Annotated in this window: 17 protein-coding genes; 9 read left to right on the forward strand and 8 right to left on the reverse strand. The window is 70.6% G+C overall.

What is annotated here, in order from left to right; genetic code table 11:
- Positions 1-79 precede the first annotated feature (79 nt).
- A complete protein-coding gene (locus CBM981_RS07575) occupies positions 80-793 on the forward strand; it encodes a class I SAM-dependent methyltransferase (protein ID WP_087067916.1) in 714 nt (237 codons plus the stop codon).
- Positions 793-1485, forward strand: coding sequence for a DUF547 domain-containing protein (locus CBM981_RS07580; RefSeq protein ID WP_087067917.1), 693 nt, complete (start codon positions 793-795; stop codon positions 1483-1485). The genes CBM981_RS07575 and CBM981_RS07580 overlap by 1 nt, the downstream gene beginning before the upstream one ends.
- Here CBM981_RS07580 and CBM981_RS07585 read toward each other — a convergent pair.
- The 4 genes from CBM981_RS07585 to CBM981_RS07600 all read right to left on the reverse strand — a co-directional run bounded on the left by CBM981_RS07585 (position 1467) and on the right by CBM981_RS07600 (position 4461).
- A complete protein-coding gene (locus CBM981_RS07585; RefSeq protein ID WP_087067918.1) occupies positions 1467-2198 on the reverse strand; it encodes a TIGR04283 family arsenosugar biosynthesis glycosyltransferase in 732 nt (243 codons plus the stop codon). The genes CBM981_RS07580 and CBM981_RS07585 overlap by 19 nt on opposite strands.
- A 10-nt stretch (positions 2199-2208) precedes the next feature.
- Positions 2209-3363 (reverse strand): acyltransferase family protein, encoded by a 1155-nt coding sequence (locus CBM981_RS07590; RefSeq protein WP_087067919.1) that lies wholly within the window; start codon positions 3361-3363, stop codon positions 2209-2211.
- A complete protein-coding gene (locus CBM981_RS07595; protein ID WP_157665375.1) occupies positions 3318-3770 on the reverse strand; it encodes a rhodanese-like domain-containing protein in 453 nt (150 codons plus the stop codon). The genes CBM981_RS07590 and CBM981_RS07595 overlap by 46 nt, the downstream gene beginning before the upstream one ends.
- A 79-nt stretch (positions 3771-3849) precedes the next feature.
- Positions 3850-4461, reverse strand: coding sequence for a TetR/AcrR family transcriptional regulator (locus CBM981_RS07600; RefSeq protein ID WP_087067921.1), 612 nt, complete (start codon positions 4459-4461; stop codon positions 3850-3852).
- Between the two features lie 140 nt (positions 4462-4601).
- On the opposite strand from CBM981_RS07600, the gene CBM981_RS07605 reads away from it, so the two are divergent.
- Both CBM981_RS07605 and CBM981_RS07610 read left to right on the forward strand, forming a co-directional pair.
- Positions 4602-5237 carry a glutathione S-transferase family protein gene (locus CBM981_RS07605; protein WP_087067922.1) on the forward strand — a complete coding sequence of 212 codons (636 nt, stop codon included), beginning with the start codon at positions 4602-4604 and terminating at the stop codon, positions 5235-5237.
- The gene (locus CBM981_RS07610; protein ID WP_087067923.1) at positions 5234-5797 is read left to right on the forward strand and encodes a pyridoxamine 5'-phosphate oxidase family protein; all 564 of its coding nucleotides are present in this window, start codon (positions 5234-5236) and stop codon (positions 5795-5797) included. The genes CBM981_RS07605 and CBM981_RS07610 overlap by 4 nt, the downstream gene beginning before the upstream one ends.
- Positions 5798-5817: 20 nt before the next feature.
- Here CBM981_RS07610 and CBM981_RS07615 read toward each other — a convergent pair whose 3' ends face one another.
- Together CBM981_RS07615 and CBM981_RS07620 are read right to left on the reverse strand one after the other, a co-directional pair.
- Positions 5818-6996: a hypothetical protein gene (locus CBM981_RS07615; protein WP_087067924.1), complete on the reverse strand. Its 1179-nt coding sequence runs from the start codon at positions 6994-6996 to the stop codon at positions 5818-5820.
- Between the two features lie 32 nt (positions 6997-7028).
- Positions 7029-7478, reverse strand: coding sequence for a VOC family protein (locus tag CBM981_RS07620; protein ID WP_087067925.1), 450 nt, complete (start codon positions 7476-7478; stop codon positions 7029-7031).
- Positions 7479-7618: 140 nt separating this feature from the next.
- Here CBM981_RS07620 and CBM981_RS07625 point away from each other — a divergent pair, with 140 nt between their 5' ends.
- The gene (locus CBM981_RS07625) at positions 7619-8131 is read left to right on the forward strand and encodes a BCAM0308 family protein (RefSeq protein ID WP_087067926.1); all 513 of its coding nucleotides are present in this window, start codon (positions 7619-7621) and stop codon (positions 8129-8131) included.
- A gap of 106 nt (positions 8132-8237) precedes the next feature.
- Positions 8238-8672 (forward strand): hypothetical protein, encoded by a 435-nt coding sequence (locus tag CBM981_RS07630; protein ID WP_172820847.1) that lies wholly within the window; start codon positions 8238-8240, stop codon positions 8670-8672.
- Here the strand turns inward: CBM981_RS07630 and CBM981_RS07635 are convergent.
- Positions 8666-8941 carry a DUF2721 domain-containing protein gene (locus tag CBM981_RS07635; RefSeq protein ID WP_087067928.1) on the reverse strand — a complete coding sequence of 92 codons (276 nt, stop codon included), beginning with the start codon at positions 8939-8941 and terminating at the stop codon, positions 8666-8668. The genes CBM981_RS07630 and CBM981_RS07635 overlap by 7 nt on opposite strands.
- 271 nt (positions 8942-9212) lie before the next feature.
- Between CBM981_RS07635 and CBM981_RS07640 the strand changes: the two genes are divergently transcribed.
- The 3 genes from CBM981_RS07640 to CBM981_RS07650 all read left to right on the forward strand — a co-directional run bounded on the left by CBM981_RS07640 (position 9213) and on the right by CBM981_RS07650 (position 13629).
- Positions 9213-9677: a cupin domain-containing protein gene (locus CBM981_RS07640; RefSeq protein ID WP_225867600.1), complete on the forward strand. Its 465-nt coding sequence runs from the start codon at positions 9213-9215 to the stop codon at positions 9675-9677.
- 33 nt (positions 9678-9710) lie between these two features.
- Positions 9711-11948: an FAD-dependent oxidoreductase gene (locus tag CBM981_RS07645; RefSeq protein WP_225867601.1), complete on the forward strand. Its 2238-nt coding sequence runs from the start codon at positions 9711-9713 to the stop codon at positions 11946-11948.
- Positions 11949-12051: 103 nt separating this feature from the next.
- Positions 12052-13629 carry a mechanosensitive ion channel family protein gene (locus tag CBM981_RS07650; RefSeq protein WP_225867602.1) on the forward strand — a complete coding sequence of 526 codons (1578 nt, stop codon included), beginning with the start codon at positions 12052-12054 and terminating at the stop codon, positions 13627-13629.
- Here CBM981_RS07650 and CBM981_RS07655 read toward each other — a convergent pair.
- Positions 13619-15562 carry a sensor domain-containing phosphodiesterase gene (locus CBM981_RS07655; RefSeq protein ID WP_087067931.1) on the reverse strand — a complete coding sequence of 648 codons (1944 nt, stop codon included), beginning with the start codon at positions 15560-15562 and terminating at the stop codon, positions 13619-13621. The two genes, CBM981_RS07650 and CBM981_RS07655, sit on opposite strands and share 11 nt — an antisense overlap.
- Positions 15563-15596 lie beyond the last annotated feature (34 nt).

Below are 15596 nucleotides of genomic sequence, written 5' to 3' on the forward strand. Positions count from 1 at the left end.
GCCTCCATCGGCGATCCCTTCCGTTGTAGCCGGGGTTGGCTGCGGTAAGGACGATGGCTCCGACGCCGCGACGCCTGCGATGCGCTTCTCCCGGATCCTCAGCTTCGGCCGCACCGGCGAGGAGCTGTTGCGGATCCTGGCGCTCCAGCCCGCCACACTGAACGGGCTGCGCGTTCTCGACTGCCCAGGCGGGCCCGGTTCCCTCAGCAGCAGCCTGCGGTGCCACGGCGCCCTTCCCACCGCCGTGGACCCTGCCTATGCGCTCCCCCGCGAGCACCTGGAGGCTCAAACCCTGCGTGATATCCAGGCGGTGGCCGATCAGCTCGACGATGATCCGATCTTCCGGGACGACTTCGACAAGACCAGCTACCTCGCCTCGAAACGGCAGGCCTACCGCCAGTTCCTTGACGACCGCCAGGCCCATCCCGGCGATTACATCGCGGCCGCACTGCCGGATCTGCCCTTCGCCGATCAGAGCTTCGACCTTGTGGTGAGCTGCAGCCTGCTGTTCTCCTACGCGCCAGCAGCCGATGGGGGGCTGCTCGAAGGACCCGGCCTGGATCTGGCCTGGCACCGCAGCGCCCTACGGGAGCTGATGCGGGTCACCGCCAGCGAGATTCGGGTGTATCCAGCCCACACGCAGTTCGGGGCCGAGGCCGTGATTCATCCCTTCGTGGAGCCGCTGCTCACCAGCCTCCAGCCCGGCTGGACGGCCCGGCTGTTCCATGCCGGCTGCCATCAGGGCCTCCGAGGAGACACCGTGGGGTTGGTGTTCCAGCGGGCCCGAAAGTGATGGTCGAACTCTCCACCTGGGATGCTCTGCTGCGCACCTACGTGGATGGGGCCGGCCTGGTGGATTACCGGGCCTGGCAGGCGGAGCAGCCCCGCACCCTCGCCGATTGGCTGGCGCGGCAATCGGCGATCACCCGCGGCCGCCAGGATCACCTGGCCCACTGGATCAACCTCTACAACGCCTTCACGATCCAGGCGGTGCTGGAGCGCTACCCGATCGCCTCGATCCGCCCCAGCCTGCTGGGCATGCCGAACTGGCTCGGCTTCCTCCGGTTCTTCACGCAGCCCGTGCATCGCCTCGGCGCGCAGAACTTCAGCCTGGCCCAGATCGAGAATCAGAGGCTGCGGCAACAGGGCAAAGACCCCCGCATCCACTTTGCGATCGTGTGCGCCTCGCTCGGCTGTCCGCTGCTGCGGGCCGAGGCCTACACCCCGGAGCGGGTGGAGCAGCAGCTCCAGCACGACCTGCTCCGCTTCGTGAACAACCCCGCCAAGGTGCGCCTCGATGCGGAGGCCGGCGTGCTGCACTGCAGCCGCATCTTCCAGTGGTACCGGGGCGACTTTCTGGCCCAGGCCCCCTCGATCGCGGCCTGGATCCTGCCCCACCTGCAGGGCGTCACTGCGCCCAACAAACCGCCACGGCTGGCCTATCTCCCCTACGACTGGAGCCTCAATCAGCGGACATCGGCGTAGAAGCGCTTCAGCCGGCTCGGCGGCACGCCGAGGCCCCAGAGCACGCCGATCGCCAGATAGATCAGTGCGGCCCTGCCCGGCCCCCAGCGCTGCACCCGCCGATCCGAACTCTCCACCACGCGGTTGATCAGCACGATGCGGCCCCGCCGCACCAGCCGCAGGCACAGGTCGCCGTCCTCCAGGATCGGCAGGGCCGCATCGAATCCACCGCACCCCCAGAAATCGCTGCGGCGGCAGAGCATCACCTGATCGCCGAACAGCAGGCGCAGACCCCGCACAAACAGATGGGGCCGGAACAGCAGCGGCGCCAGATAGGTCTTGAGCAGATTCAGGGCCGAGATGCCCCAGCGGGTGGCGGTGCCATCCCCCATCAGCGAGATGAAGCCGGCGCCGGCAATCGCGCCATCGGCGAAGGTGCGCTCGGCCACGCTCACCAGATCGTGGGGAATCAGGGTGTCGGCATGGAGGAAACAGAGCAGATCGCCCGTGGCCTGCCTGGCGCCCAGGTTCATCTGCAGGGCCCGGCCCGCTGCCTCGCTGCGGAGCACCGGGATGCCGGCTTCGCAGGCGATCTGCACGGTCTGATCATGGCTGCCCCCATCCACCAGCAGCACCTCCCAGGCCGGCGGCTGCAGGGCCTGCACGCGCCGCAGCGTGCGCCCCAGCGTGGCGGCCTCATTCAGGGCGGGAATGATGATCGACAGCCGGGCCATGGCCAGCGTCCTACCGCAGCCTCAGGACGCGATGGAGGCCCGCACTCAACAGCAGCGAAGCCCCACCGATCAGCACGAACTTCAGCGCCAGGGCCATGGGCAGCGGCACCACCACGAAGGCAATCAGCACGATCAGGGGCTGGTGAAAGAGCACGATCGAAAAGCCCACCCGGTTGCCGTAGCGCAGGAGCGGATGGCTGCGGCCGCGATAGGGCCGGGCCAGGGCCAGCAGGGCCAGCACCCAGCTCCAGCTGTTGAAGCCCCGAAAGGCCTGATGCACCATGTAGGGCCCTGAATAGGCACGCTCCGGCACCAGGCCCCTGAGGCTCAGCGCCAGCAGCAGCACCATGCCCAGGCCGGCGGTGGCCAGCAGCAGCGCGCGGTGGCGATCCAGGGCAGTCCACAGCCCGCTGCGGCTGCAGAAGAGCGCGCCATACACGAAGTACAGCAGATAGAGCACCAGATTGGCCCAGTCGTCGTAGAGGTTCTGAAAGCCCGGCCAGTGGGGACGCAGCAGCGCCTCGCTCAGCATCAAGGGCACAGCCAGAACGATCAGGCTGCCCAGCCCATGCGCCGTCGCACGGGTCCGCCCCCCATCGCCCCCGCCGGCCTTGCGGCTGAGCCTCACCATCACGGGAAGGCAGGCGATGGAGATCACCAGCAGATAGGCCAGAAACCAGAGATGGGCCCATTCGAAATGACCGGCCGGGCGGATTCCGTCGAAGAAGTGGGGGTAGAACTGCAGGAATGAGCCCTTCACCTGGCCTGCCTGCAGCGCGTGGATGTAAACCTGGGGCGGCACCAGCAGCGGGATGCCGATCAGCAGGGGCAGCAGGAGCCGCCGCAGCCGTTGACGCAGATACTCCACCGCCGAGCGTGTCTGCAGGGAATACCAGCTGGCCGCACCGGCCAGAAAGAAGAACAGGGGCATGTGCCACTGGTGCACGAACGCGATGAACACGCTCAGGCCGGCGCTGCTCTGGGCATCGGCGACATAGAAGCGGCCCAGCTCTCCCTCGTAGAACACAGCGGCCGCGTGAAAGGGGATCAGCAGCAGGACAGCCAGCAGCCGCAGCCAATCCAGATCCAGCGCACGGGATGAATGAATGCCGGCCACCGTCAGGGCTCCCCGCCCCGGCAGTGGGCGGGGAGCAACCAGCCCCATCCCGGGCCGAAGGGATGCACCTGCTGGGTGGGTTCTCCCTGCCGGATCAGGCTGCGGCCCTCCCGCACCCAGCGAAACAGGCCGCCATCGAGATTCACGGCCCGCGTGAAGCCGGCGCGCTGCAGCTCCTCCACCCGTGCGGCGCTGCGCACCCCCACCGAGCAGCAGACGACGATCGGCCGCTCCCAGGCCAGCGCCTCCATCGACCCCAGGGCCGCCATCCGGCCGCCGGCCTCGAGCCGCACAGCCCCGGGCAGGTGGCTGCAGGCGAATTCCGCCGGGCTGCGGGCGTCGAGGATCAGCCAGTCATGGCGCTCCTCTCCGGCCAGGATCCGCTGGAGCTGCTCCGGGGTGATGGCGGTGACGGCCGGATGGCGCCGCCGGATCCAGCGCTTCAGGCAGGCCAACGCAACACGCTGGGCGGCCTGGACGGCTGAGGTGAGCAGCCGCGCATCCTTCCACCGCCACCTCGGCGAGGGGGGCGGATCAGAGGGCGGCATCGAGCAGGGTGGCGGCGGCGGCCCGGGCACTGATGGCGGGGCCGGGCTGGCGCTGCAGGTCGGCCAGCACGATCGCCCCCTCCAGCAGGAGCTGCAGCTGCCGGGCCAGGGCCGCCGCTTCGGGGCCGGGCAGCGGCAGGGCGCGGCAGAGCTGCTCCAGCAGGGCGCCGCAGCCCGCCTTGAACGCCTCCGCCCGCTGGCGGGGCAGGTCTTCAGAATCGGGGAACTCCCCAGCCGCCTTCAGGAACAGGCAGCCGCGGAAGGCGGAGGAGCTCACCCACTGCTCCAGCCAGTCGAACACCGCCAGCACCCGGGCGCGGGGCTCCTGCTCCGCCTCCACCCGGGCCTGGAGCGAGCGCAGGGAGGCGCCGGCAAGCCGCTCCAGCACCGCCGCGATCATCGCGTTCTTGGAGCGGAAGTGCTTGTAGAGGGTCATCTTCGCCACCCCCGCCTCCGCCAGCACCGCGTCGATGCCCACGGCGTGGAAGCCCTGGCAGGAGAAGAGGCGCTGGGCCACATCCAGCAGGTGCTCGCGCCGCGGCGAGGCGGCAGGCGAGCCGGCAGCGGCAGGGGCGGCGGTGGACGAGGAGCGCGGCATCGGTGGGTGGTGCTGCCCGAACCCTAGGGAGACGACCAGAGGCCACCGGCCAGCGATCACCCGCCAGCGGCCACGGAACACCAAGAGTAGACAGATCGGTCTGTCCACTGCTTGGATGGCGGCTTCCCGCCCCAGGGCCCATGCTTCAGCTTCACGGCCATCCCCTCTCCGGCAACAGCTACAAGGTGCGGCTGCTGCTCGAGCTGCTCCAGGTGCCCTACACCTGGGTGGAGGTGGATCTGCTGGCCGGCGAGCACCGCCAGCCCCCCTTCCTGGCGCTCAATCCCTTTGGCCAGGTGCCGGTGCTCGTGGACGACACCGCCCAGCCGCCCCTGGTGCTCGCCGATGCCCAGGCGATCCTGTGGTGGCTGGCCAGCCGCTTCGGGCACGGCCGCTGGCTGCCCGCCGATCTGCTCGGCCAGACCCAGGTGGTGCGCTGGCTGTCCACGGCGGCCGGCGAGGTGCGCCAGGGGCCCGAGAGCGCCCGGCTGCACCACGTGTTCAAGGCCACCGCGATTCCGATCGAGCGCGCCCACCAGAAGGCGGCCTTCATCCTGGGCCAGCTGGAGCGCCACCTCGCCGCCAGCCCCTGGCTGGTGGGCGACGCGCCCACCATCGCCGATGTGGCGGTGTTCCCCTACGTGGCCCTGGCGCCCGAGGGAGGGATCGATCTGGCTCCCTACCCGGCGGTGGGCGCCTGGATCGCGCGGATCCGTGCCCTGCCCGGCTTCGTGCCGATGCGCGGCATGGCCCCGGTGGGGCAGGAGGCGGCATGACCCGCCGCTACCTCCGGCGCCATCTCACCCCAGGCGTGCTGGCCGAGCAGCAGCGCGCCTACGGCACCACCTCCACCGTGCCGGAGGAGCAGGGGGCGGACGAGCTGGGCGAGAAGGAGCGGCAGTTCATCGCCGCGCGCGACAGCTTCTACATCGCCAGCCTCACCGAGGACGGAGCCCCCTACCTGCAGCACCGCGGCGGCCCCCCGGGATTTCTGCAGGTGGTGGAGGCCCGCACCCTGGAGTTCGCCGACTTCTCCGGCAACCGCCAGCTGCTCACCACCGCCCATGTGCGCCGCGATCCGCGGGTGGCCCTGTTCCTGATGGATTACCCCAACCGCCGCCGCCTCAAGATCGACGGCCTGGCCGAGGTGCGCCCCGCCCCTCCAGGGGCCGTGGCGGGAGCAGTAGCGGGGGCTGCTGCCACACCCGTGGAGCGGCGGCTGCGCATCCGCGTGCTGGCCTTCGACTGGAACTGTCCCCAGTTCATCACCCCCCGCTACAGCGAGGCGGAGCTCGAAGCACGGGTCGCGGAGCGCCAGCAGGGCCTGCAGCGCTGAGGCAGGGGAGGCGACACCGGTCAGTCGGCAGCGGGCTGGCCACGGTTCAGGTGCTCCAGACGGGTGAAATACCGCTGCCAGCTTTCGGCGCGATGGCGCCGCAGTGCCTCTGGGTCGCGCTGGCCTGGTGCACCCTCCCCATCCCCGAGGTCGTGCTGCCGCAGGAGACAGTCGAATTCACCGGAGTCGATGTAGCCCGTGAGGTCCAGGAAATGGGGCGAGAGACCGCTCTGCTCCAGCAGCAGACCCACAGCCAGATCCTCATAGCCGCACACCAGGCCATCGAAGAACCTTCGCAGGCACAGGAACGAACCGGCAAGCGCACCCATGCCCTTGGCGCTGATCAGATAGCCCTGCCCACCCGAGGCGTACGCCCTGGGGAGCGGCTGCTGCACGCCGCACTGGTTCAGGCCCCCGCGTCTGCACTTGCCGAGGTGCCAGCCATGCCAGAACTCCTGGTGGTGTTCCACCCTCGCCACAAGGCCGCCGTAGTGCATCCGCTCCCTGAGAAAGGTGCGGAAGACATGGTCAAGCCTGGACCGGTCCCGCAGCGACAGGTCGTCGTCGCACTTCAGGATCAGCCGTGGTGCGCCCAGCAGGTGGATCACCGTCATCGCCATGAGCACCTTGACCGCCAGGGACTCGTAGTCATCCGGCAGGGGCAGCTCGAGCACGTCATCCGCGAAGCGGAACAGACCCCTGGGCCGCCGGATCGAGCGTTCCGCGGGGCTGCCGATCACCACCACATGCGCTTCCGTGGCGGGCAGGGGCCGGAATGTGTCGACGCTGCTGCGGGCGCGGTGCATGCGATGCCGGCAGCTCACGTGCAGCACCACAGCCCTGCCCTTGAGAGCCCTGCGCAGGCGAGCGGCGGCGGCGGGAGAACCCAGCCGCAGCAGGGCCCTGAACAGATCCAGAAACCTGCGGTTGGCGGGATACAGGGAATAGATGTCCCTCAGCTCCGCCAGCGCCCGGCGGCTCCTGAAGTAACACCAATCCCCCCCTGGAAGCATCCCGCCGCGCCTCCGTCTGCCGCGCAGGCGCTTCAGCAGGGTGAGCTGCAGGCCCTGGCCGGCGTGCATTTCCGGCGGCAGTGCCGGAAGCGAGCGGCTGGCCTCCCGCTGGCGGGCCACCAGGAGCTCCAGATCGTCGATCACGGCATCGAGCACCGAGAGGAACCGGGCTCCGGGGGTCGGCACACCTGCCGCTCGCCGTCCCCCTCGCCAACCCCTCACGATCCCGGACGCAGGTCCGGATCGCCCACCACCGCCTGATCGCGGCAGCCAAGCACCGCCTCGGGATGGGCGTAGTGCTTGAACTCCAGCCAGTTGCCGGAGGGGTCGTTGAGAAAGAAGGTGTGGTGCTCCAGCACCGTGCCCGGGTAGCGGCGTTTCGGTGCCACGGCGAACGGCTCGCCCGCCGCCTCCACCCGCTCGCGCAGCGCCTGCCACTGGTGCAGGGCCTCGAACACAAGACCGAAATGGCGCGGGTAGATGCCCCGCTGCAGCGGCTCCGGATCATGGGGCTGGTGCTGGGCCACCAGCTGATGGCCCCCCAGATCGAGGATCAGCGCCGCCGTGCTGCCGCGGCCGGCCCGGCAGCCCAGGACCCGCTCATACCAGCAGCGGGTGAGTTCCAGATCCCGGGCCGGGATCGAGAGATGGAAGCAGGGCGAGGTCATCGACACGCTCCGGGCCCCTGAAGGGCAGCTCTGCCAGCCTCCCTAGTTTTGCTGCGATTTGTCTCTTCTGCACCCGCTCCGCACACCCCCCGACGGATGCCGTGGCCATGGCTAGACCAGGTGCAGCAGGGTCAACCGCCATGAACACGACCAGCGCCCATGGCCCCACCAGCCATCAGCCCCGGCACGACGGCATGGAGAGCGGGCACCACAGCGATCCCTACCTGGAGCGCCGCAAGCCACCGGAGCCCAGCACCTGTCCGGATTGCCAGGCCAGCTTTCACCAGGGCCGCTGGAGCTGGGAGACACCGCCGGCCGGCGCCAGCAGCCACCGCTGCCCCGCCTGCGAGCGGATCCGCGATGGGATGCCGGCCGGGGAACTCACCCTGAGCGGCGCCTTCCTGGCGGCCCACGCCGATGAGGTGATGCGGCTGGTGAACAACACCGATGATCGCGTGCGGATGGAGCATCCCCTGGAGCGCCTGATCGACACCAGCGGTGATCCCGCCACCGGCCCCGTGCTGCTGCGCTTCACCGGCATCCACGCCACCCACGGGCTGGGCAAGGCGCTGGTGAAGGCCTTCGGCGGCAGCCTGGAGGCGCCCTATCCCGAGCCCGGCGCACCGATGCGCGCCCACTGGCAGCGCGACTGAGTAGCGCAACTGAGCAGCACGGCTGGGGAGCACGGCTGGACAACACAGTTGATCAGAGGATCCAAACCCGCATCCGTGCAAGAGTTCGGCATCCGGGCTTGATGCCATGAAGCGGCATGTCATGAAGCTGCATGCCATCAAGACATGGCCTGCCTCCAGGACGCCGCCTGCCTCCAGGACGCCGGGCGCCCTCGAACGGATCCTTCCGGGCGTGGCCGCTGCCACGGTCCTGGCCGTCCTGGCCACGGCTCCGGCCCAGGCCCAGTCCCTGCGCGAGCGCTTCATCCGCAGCCGGTGCGAAGCCAAGCTCAACGCGGAGCTGGTGAGCAAGGGTGTGGCCAGCCCGCCGCCGATGTTCGTGCAGAAGGTGTGCGACTGCGTGGTGCAGAACGTGGACACCGGCGCCACGATCGAGGCCGCCAAGGAAACCTGCAAGGCCCAGGTGAGGGCCAGGATCAGGAAGGAGATGGAGGGCGGCAGCACCACCCCCGCCGCTCCGGGCGCTGCGGGCCCCGCTGTCCCCAATCCCGGCGCTCAGTAGTACTTGCGCGGGTTCTGCCGGATGGCGAGCTGAACCTCCAGCAGAAACAGCAGCAGGCCTCCGATCAGGGCCAGCATCACCAGCAGGATGGCGCGGTTGGTGAGAAACAGGCGCCGCCTCTGCACCTGAATGCCGCGGTGCAGGGGAGACTCCGCGCCTGCAGAGTCCCTGTCCAGGGCCTGCTGAAGCACCTGGGTGCGGTCGATGATCCGGGCCAGGCGGCCGGTGAAGATGTTCAGCAGGCCGGCGATGCCGGTGGGCAGGAACACCGGGGAGAGGGAGAGCTAGCTGGATCGCCCCCGACAGGCTCACGATCGAGGAGGTCTGCTCCATGGGGGTGACTGCGTCCTGGGGACCATGACGGCAGGCGGCCGTGCATGCGTCACGACCCTCCCCAGGGTGGCGGACCGGCCTGGCGTTGACAGCGCCGCAGCCGTCTTCCATGGTGCGGGCAGCAGCGGTATTCCCGTGCCACCCCGGCCCCTCCCCGCGCTTTGGCCCCTCCCCGCTGCGGGGCCCCGCCGGTGGGCCACCACCGCCGTGGTGGCCCTCGCCCTGGTGGCCGCTCCCGCCCGCGCCGATGGGGAACGGCCCCCGGCTCCAGCTGCCGGGGCGGCCCAGGCAATCCAGGTGGACCAGCTGGTGAAGGGCACCCGCAGCTGGGATGGCACCCCCTTGCCCCCGATCGGCCCGGGGCAGCCCGAGGTGACGGTGCTGCGCCTCACCATCCCGGCCGGAGTGTCGCTGCCCCCCCACGCCCATCCCGTGATCAATGCCGGCGTGCTGCTGGAGGGCCGGCTGCGGGTCACCTCCGCCACCGGCGAGACAATCACCCTCGAAGCCGGCGACGGGCTGATCGAGCTGGTGAACACGCCCCACCAGGGCAAGAGCCTGGGGCCCGGACCCGCCCGGATCGTGGTGGTGTACGTGGGGCTGGAGGGGGAGCCGCTGTCCGTGCCGGCTGGGCCCGGGGATCATCAATCCGCAGGGAGCCCCGGCAGGTAGGGAGGAAGGTAGAGAGCCAGACCGCCCGTTGTCATGCACCCTCCCGCAGCCGAATCCCCAGCCGGCGAGGACACCCCGGAACCGGAGCCCCAGGGCGGCCTCTGGCGCAAGCTGCTGCTGCTGGCTGCCATCGCCCTGGCGGTGGCCCTGTTCTTCGGCTTCGGGCTGCAGCGCCAGCTGACCCTGGAGGGGCTGCAGCGGGCCCAGGGGTCGCTGCTGGCCTGGCGGCAGGCGGCACCGCTGCAGAGCTCCCTGGCCTACATGGGCCTCTACGTGGTGGTCACCGCCCTGTCGCTGCCCGGGGCGGCGGTGCTCACCCTGGCCGGCGGCGCCCTGTTCGGCCTCGGCCTCGGCACGCTGCTGGTGTCGTTCGCCTCCAGCGCCGGGGCGCTGCTGGCCTTTCTGCTGGCCCGCACCCTGCTGCGCGATCTGGTGCAGCGGCGCTTCGGGAGGCAGCTGGCGCCGATCGAGGCCGGCGTGAAGCGGGACGGGGTGCTCTACCTGCTCACCCTGCGGCTGGCGCCGGTGTTTCCCTTCTTCCTGGTGAACCTGCTGATGGCCCTCACGCCGATGCGGGCCGGCTCCTACTACCTCACCAGCCAGATCGGCATGCTGCCCGGCACCCTGGTGTACGTGAACGCGGGCACCCAGCTGGCCCAGCTCCAGGGGCTCGGAGGCATTCTCTCGCCGCCGCTGCTGCTCTCCTTCGGCCTGCTGGCCGCCTTCCCCTGGCTGGCCAGGGCCGCCACAGGCCGCCTGGCCACCTGGCGCCTCTACCGGCGCTGGAGCCGCCCGCGCCGCTTCGACCGCAACCTGATCGTGATCGGCGCCGGGGCCGCCGGGCTGGTGAGCAGCTACATCGCCGCCACCGTGAAGGCGCGCGTCACCCTGATCGAAGCCGAGGCCATGGGCGGCGACTGCCTCAACACCGGCTGCGTGCCCAGCAAGGCGCTGATCGCCTCGGCGCGCCTGGCGGCCCGCATGCGCCGGGCCGACCGCTACGGCCTGGAGCCGGTGGAGCCCCGCCTTTCGGTGCGGCAGGTGTTCGAGCGGGTGGCCGCCAAGGTGGAGGCCGTGGCCCCCCACGACAGTGTGGAGCGCTACGAGGGGCTCGGCGTGGAGGTGGTGCGCGGCCACGCCCGCCTGCTCGATCCCTGGACCGTGGCCATCACCCAGGCCGGCCCCCAGCCCCAGCCGGAGCGGCGCCTCACCAGCCGCGCCATCGTGCTGGCCACCGGCGCGGCGCCGGTGCTGCCGGATCTGCCCGGCGCCGAGCAGGTGCCCCTGCTCACCAGCGAAACGATCTGGAGCTGGCTGCGCACCTGCCCCCTGGAGCGTCCCCGGCTGGTGGTGCTGGGGGGCGGACCGATCGGCTGCGAGCTCTCCCAGGCCCTGGCCCAGCTGGACCTGCCGGTGACGCTGGTGCAGCGCAGCGGCCGCCTGCTGCGCCGCGAGGATGCGGATGTGGCCGAGGAGGTGCGCCGCGCCCTGGAGGCCGATGGCGTGCAGGTGCTCACCCACACCCAGGTGGTGGGCTTCGCCGCCGACGCCTCCGGCGCGGCACGGGTCCAGGTGGAGCACGAGGGTGAGGTGCGCCCATTGGCCTGCGATGCGGTGCTCTGCGCCCTGGGCCGCCGGGCGCGGCTGCAGGGCTACGGCCTCGAGGAGCTGGGCATCACCACCGGCGCCACGGTCACCACCAACGCCTACCTCCAGACCCTCTACCCCAACATCTATGCGGCCGGCGACGTGGCCGGCCCGTTCCAGTTCACCCACACCGCCGCCCACCAGGCCTGGTATGCGGCGGTGAACGCCCTGTTCGGCGGCGTGCGGCGCTTCCGGACCGACTACCGGGTGATCCCCCGCACCACCTTCACCGACCCGGAGGTGGCCACGGTGGGGCTCACCGAAGCGGAGGCCGCGGCCCGGCAGATCGCCGTGGAGGTCACCCGCTTCCCGTTGCACGAGCTCGACCGGGCCATCGTGGAGAGCGCCGAGCGGGGCTTCGTGAAGGTGCTCACCGCCCCCGGCAAGGACACGATCCTGGGCGCCACGATCGTGGCCGAGCACGCCGGCGAGCTGCTGGCCGAGTTCGCGCTGGCCATGCGCTGGGGCCTGGGCCTGAACCGCATCTTCAGCACGGTGCACGCCTACCCCACCTTCACCGAGGCCAACAAGTACGCGGCGGGCGTCTGGAAGAAGGCCCGCACGCCCCAGCGGCTGCTGGGCTGGCTGGAGGGGTACTTCCGCTGGCGGCGGGGAGAGAACTGACTGGCGGGTAGCCGGGCAGGCGGTGGGGCTGGCAGGCGGCCGGGTGGCCGGGTGGCCGGGCCGGATAATGCCCAAAATTCCGGCCTCTCGGCCGCTGAAGCCCGTGGCTGTCCGCCGCTGTCTTGCCCTGCTACTGGCGGCCCTGCTGCTGCTGGGATTCGCCCCCACCGCCAGCGCCGCCTGGGTCACCCTCGATGGCCAGAAGGTGGTGGAGATCAAGCAAGCCGCCGGAGCGCAATCGCCCGAGGAGGTGGCGAAGCGGATCAGCGCGCACCTCAACCGGCTGGTGAGGAACCCCCGCTTCCGGGCCGACCAGGTGGTGGTGCGCGAGGAGCCGCCCTATTCGATGGTGGGGCTGCTCAACTTCGAGGGCAAGTTCATCCCGGGCCTGGCGGTGGACGAGCGGGCGGCCAAGGCAGCCGGCACCACGCGGGAGGTGCTGGCCATGCGCTACCGCGATGCGGTGCGCAAGGCCGTGCAGGCCTACGACGACCGCAACAGGCTGCGCAACTGGATCGTGGGCACCCTGCTGGCCCTGGCGGTGCTGGCGGTGTACGTGGTGTGGCTGCGCTGGCAGCGGCGCACCCACACCAGGCTCAAGCGCTGGCTCTCGGGCCGCAGCGTGGAGCTGGCCCCGAAGCTGAAGATCGGCCAGCAGACGCTGGTGACCCCGGAGCAGACCCGGGCCTTCAGCCACTTCACGCTCACGGTTCTGCACTGGGGGCTGCTGCTCACGGTGAGCTGGCTGCTGATCCCGCTGCTGCTCAGCTTCTTCCCGCCCACCCAGGGGATTGCCGAGGGCCTGCGCGGCCAGATCCTCAGCCTGGCGATCCGGCTGGTGAAGGCCTGCCTGGGCCTGGTGCCCAACCTGCTCTGGATCGCGATGATCGCGGTGGTCACCGCCCTGATGCTGCGGGTGAGCAACTGGCTTTTCGCCGCCCTGCGACGGGGCCAGATCAGCCTCTCCTGGTTCTACCGGGAGTGGGCGATCCCCACCCGGCGCATCGCCAACATCCTGATCGTGCTGGTGGGAGTGGTCTTCGCCTTCCCCTACATCCCGGGCTCCGACAGCAAGGTGTTCCAGGGGGCAGGCCTGCTGTTCGGCGTGCTGGCGGCCCTGGGCTCCAGCGCCGTGGCCACCAACATCATCAGCGGCCTGATGCTCATCTACACCCGCGCCTTCCTGGAGGGCGACCGGGTGGAGATCAACGGGGTGGTGGGCGTGGTGCAGGAGCGTGCCCTGCTGGTGACCCGCGTCCGCACCCCCCGCAACGAACTGGTGAGCATCCCGAATGCGGCGGTGATCGCCTCCTCGGTGGTGAACTTCAGCTTCTCCCGCCGCGAGATCCGCAAGCCCGTGGCGCTCAGCACCACGATCACCATCGGCTACGACGTGCCCTGGCGCCAGGTGCATGCCCTGCTGCTGGCGGCGGCCGACTCGGTGCAGGGGATCAGCGACGAAGTGGCGCCGTTCGTGCTGCAGACCAGCCTCAACGACTTCCACATCAGCTACGAGCTCACCGCCAGCGTGCGCGACGCCAAGAAATACCGCGAGACCCTCTCCGATCTGCTCGCCGCCATCCAGGACCAGTTCGCCGCCGCCAAGGTGGAGATCCTCTCCCCCGGCTACCACGCCATCCGCAATGGCAACGCCAGCACCCTGCCGCCCATCACGGGCTGAACGGGCCGGCGAGGTAGGCCACGGCCTCGGCCAGGGGGAGCGGTGGGGAGAACAGATACCCCTGGGCGCTGCGGATGCCCTGCTCCAGCAGCCAGTCGCGCTGCACGGAGGAATCCACCCCCTCCGCCGTGATTGCCAGATCCAGATCCCGCAGCATCAGCACCATCCGGCTCAGCAGGGTGCGGGGCGAGGGGCTGCCGGAATCGAGCTGGGCGATGAAGCTGCGGTCGAGCTTCACCCGCTGGATCGGCAGCGAGATCAGCCGCGCCAGCGACGAGTACCCCGTGCCGAAGTCATCGATCGCGATGCTCACCTGCAAGGCGGCCAGACGCTGCAGGAAGGCGTCCACCGCCGTGGCGGAACTGGCGTGGAAGGCCTCCTCCAGCAGCTCCACCTGGAGGGTCCAGCCCGGGGGGAGGGTGGCCGCCTCGAGGCGCGCCAGCAGCCTGGCGCCGAGGTCGGGGTCGGCCAGCATGCCGCTGGAGAGGTTGACGCTCATCAGCATCGGGCCGGCCCCACGGCGCCCCATGGCGCCCGCCAGCTGCGGCAGGGCGGCCAGGGCTTTCTCCACCACCAGCAGATCCACCTCGCCGGTGAGTCCGGCATCGCGGGCCTGGGGCAGGAAATGGTCCGGGGGCAGCAGCTGGCCCTCGTGCTGCCAGCGGGCCAGGGCCTCGAAGCCGTGGGGTCTGCCGCTGGCGGGATCCACGATCGGCTGGAACGAGGGGCTGATGCGATCCCTCTCGTCGAGGGCGGTATGGAACTGGGACGCGAAGCGGAAGCTGCCCAGCGTGGCGCTCCGGGACCGGGCATCCAGCCCATACCAGGCGGAGCCCCGGGTGGTGCAGGCCCGCTGCAGAGCCAGCCCCCCATCCGCCAGCAGCGCCTGGCTCGACTCGCCTTCGCGGCGGGCCACGGCGATGCCCACCGCCATCGCCATGCCCACCGACACATCCCCGACCCGGTGCAGCTGGCTCACCGCCGCGGTGAGGCGCTGCCCCAGGGCATCGAGCTTCTCCAGCGGCGACGGATCGGGCCACAGCACCAGCAGCTCACCATCGCCGATCACGCCGAGCGCCCCCCCGGAGGGCAGCACGGCCAGGATGCGGCGCGAGGCCTCCACCAGACAGGCCTTGGCCATGGCGGCGCCGAAGGCGGCATGGATGCGCTCGTGATCCCGCAGGCGGCACCGCACCAGGGCGAAGGGCTGCTCCGCCGCCTGGGCCACCCGCTGCTCGAGCTGCCGCAGGATCGCCTCACGGTCCAGCAGCCCCGCTGCCACCGACGCTGCCTCGGCAGCCGCAGGCCCGGCTCCAGGGGCGGCCGCCGGGGCGCCAGCCTGGCTGAGCTGGCTGAGCTGGCTGCAGCGCTGCACCGCCAGGGCCGCCAGACGCTGCAGGCTGTCCACCTGCTGCGGATCCAGGTGGTGCGGCTGGCCGCTGATCACGCAAAGGCTGCCCAGCTGGAAGCCGCTGGCGGAGATCAGGGGAAAGCCGGCATAGAAGCGGACATGGGGCGGTCCGGTCACCAGGGGATTGGCCTGGAAGCGGGGATCGCAGCGCATGTCGGCCACGATCAGGGGTTCGCGGCTGAGGATCGCGTGGCCGCAGAGGGAGGCACGGCGGGGCACGTTGGGTTGGTCCAGCTCCATCCCCACGCAGCTTCTGAACCGCAGCAGGTCGCCGTCCACCAGGCTGAGCATGGCGATCTCGGTGCCGGCGAGACGCCGGGCCAGCTCGGTGATGTGGTCGAGCGAGGAGTCACGGCTGTCCTGCGGTGGCCCGTCGCCGGCCAACCCCCACAGCCGTTCAGCCTGCTGGGTGGGTTGCTCGCTGGGCTGCTGGATGGGTTGCTGTGTCGGCTGCTCTGTGGAGATGGTGGGAGGCTGCGGGGCGGATTCAACCGGCAGGGGCTGGGCTCGGCATCCACCCATGCACCACCTGCATACCCACTCCTAGCCAGGGATG

Origin of the sequence: Cyanobium sp. NIES-981 (assembly GCF_900088535.1) — a bacterium.
GTDB lineage: Bacteria > Cyanobacteriota > Cyanobacteriia > PCC-6307 > Cyanobiaceae > NIES-981.

Coding starts and splice junctions, on each gene's coding strand:
- CBM981_RS07575 (WP_087067916.1), top strand. CDS start 80: ATGCGCTTCTCCCGGATCCTCAGCTTCGGCCGCACCGGCGAGGAGCTG.
- CBM981_RS07600 (WP_087067921.1), bottom strand. CDS start 4,461: ATGCCGCGCTCCTCGTCCACCGCCGCCCCTGCCGCTGCCGGCTCGCCT.
- CBM981_RS07645 (WP_225867601.1), top strand. CDS start 9,711: ATGCACCCTCCCGCAGCCGAATCCCCAGCCGGCGAGGACACCCCGGAA.
- CBM981_RS07655 (WP_087067931.1), bottom strand. CDS start 15,562: ATGGGTGGATGCCGAGCCCAGCCCCTGCCGGTTGAATCCGCCCCGCAG.
- CBM981_RS07620 (WP_087067925.1), bottom strand. CDS start 7,478: ATGACCTCGCCCTGCTTCCATCTCTCGATCCCGGCCCGGGATCTGGAA.
- CBM981_RS07590 (WP_087067919.1), bottom strand. CDS start 3,363: ATGGGGCTGGTTGCTCCCCGCCCACTGCCGGGGCGGGGAGCCCTGACG.
- CBM981_RS07585 (WP_087067918.1), bottom strand. CDS start 2,198: ATGGCCCGGCTGTCGATCATCATTCCCGCCCTGAATGAGGCCGCCACG.
- CBM981_RS07630 (WP_172820847.1), top strand. CDS start 8,238: ATGAAGCGGCATGTCATGAAGCTGCATGCCATCAAGACATGGCCTGCC.
- CBM981_RS07580 (WP_087067917.1), top strand. CDS start 793: ATGGTCGAACTCTCCACCTGGGATGCTCTGCTGCGCACCTACGTGGAT.
- CBM981_RS07625 (WP_087067926.1), top strand. CDS start 7,619: ATGAACACGACCAGCGCCCATGGCCCCACCAGCCATCAGCCCCGGCAC.
- CBM981_RS07610 (WP_087067923.1), top strand. CDS start 5,234: ATGACCCGCCGCTACCTCCGGCGCCATCTCACCCCAGGCGTGCTGGCC.
- CBM981_RS07605 (WP_087067922.1), top strand. CDS start 4,602: ATGCTTCAGCTTCACGGCCATCCCCTCTCCGGCAACAGCTACAAGGTG.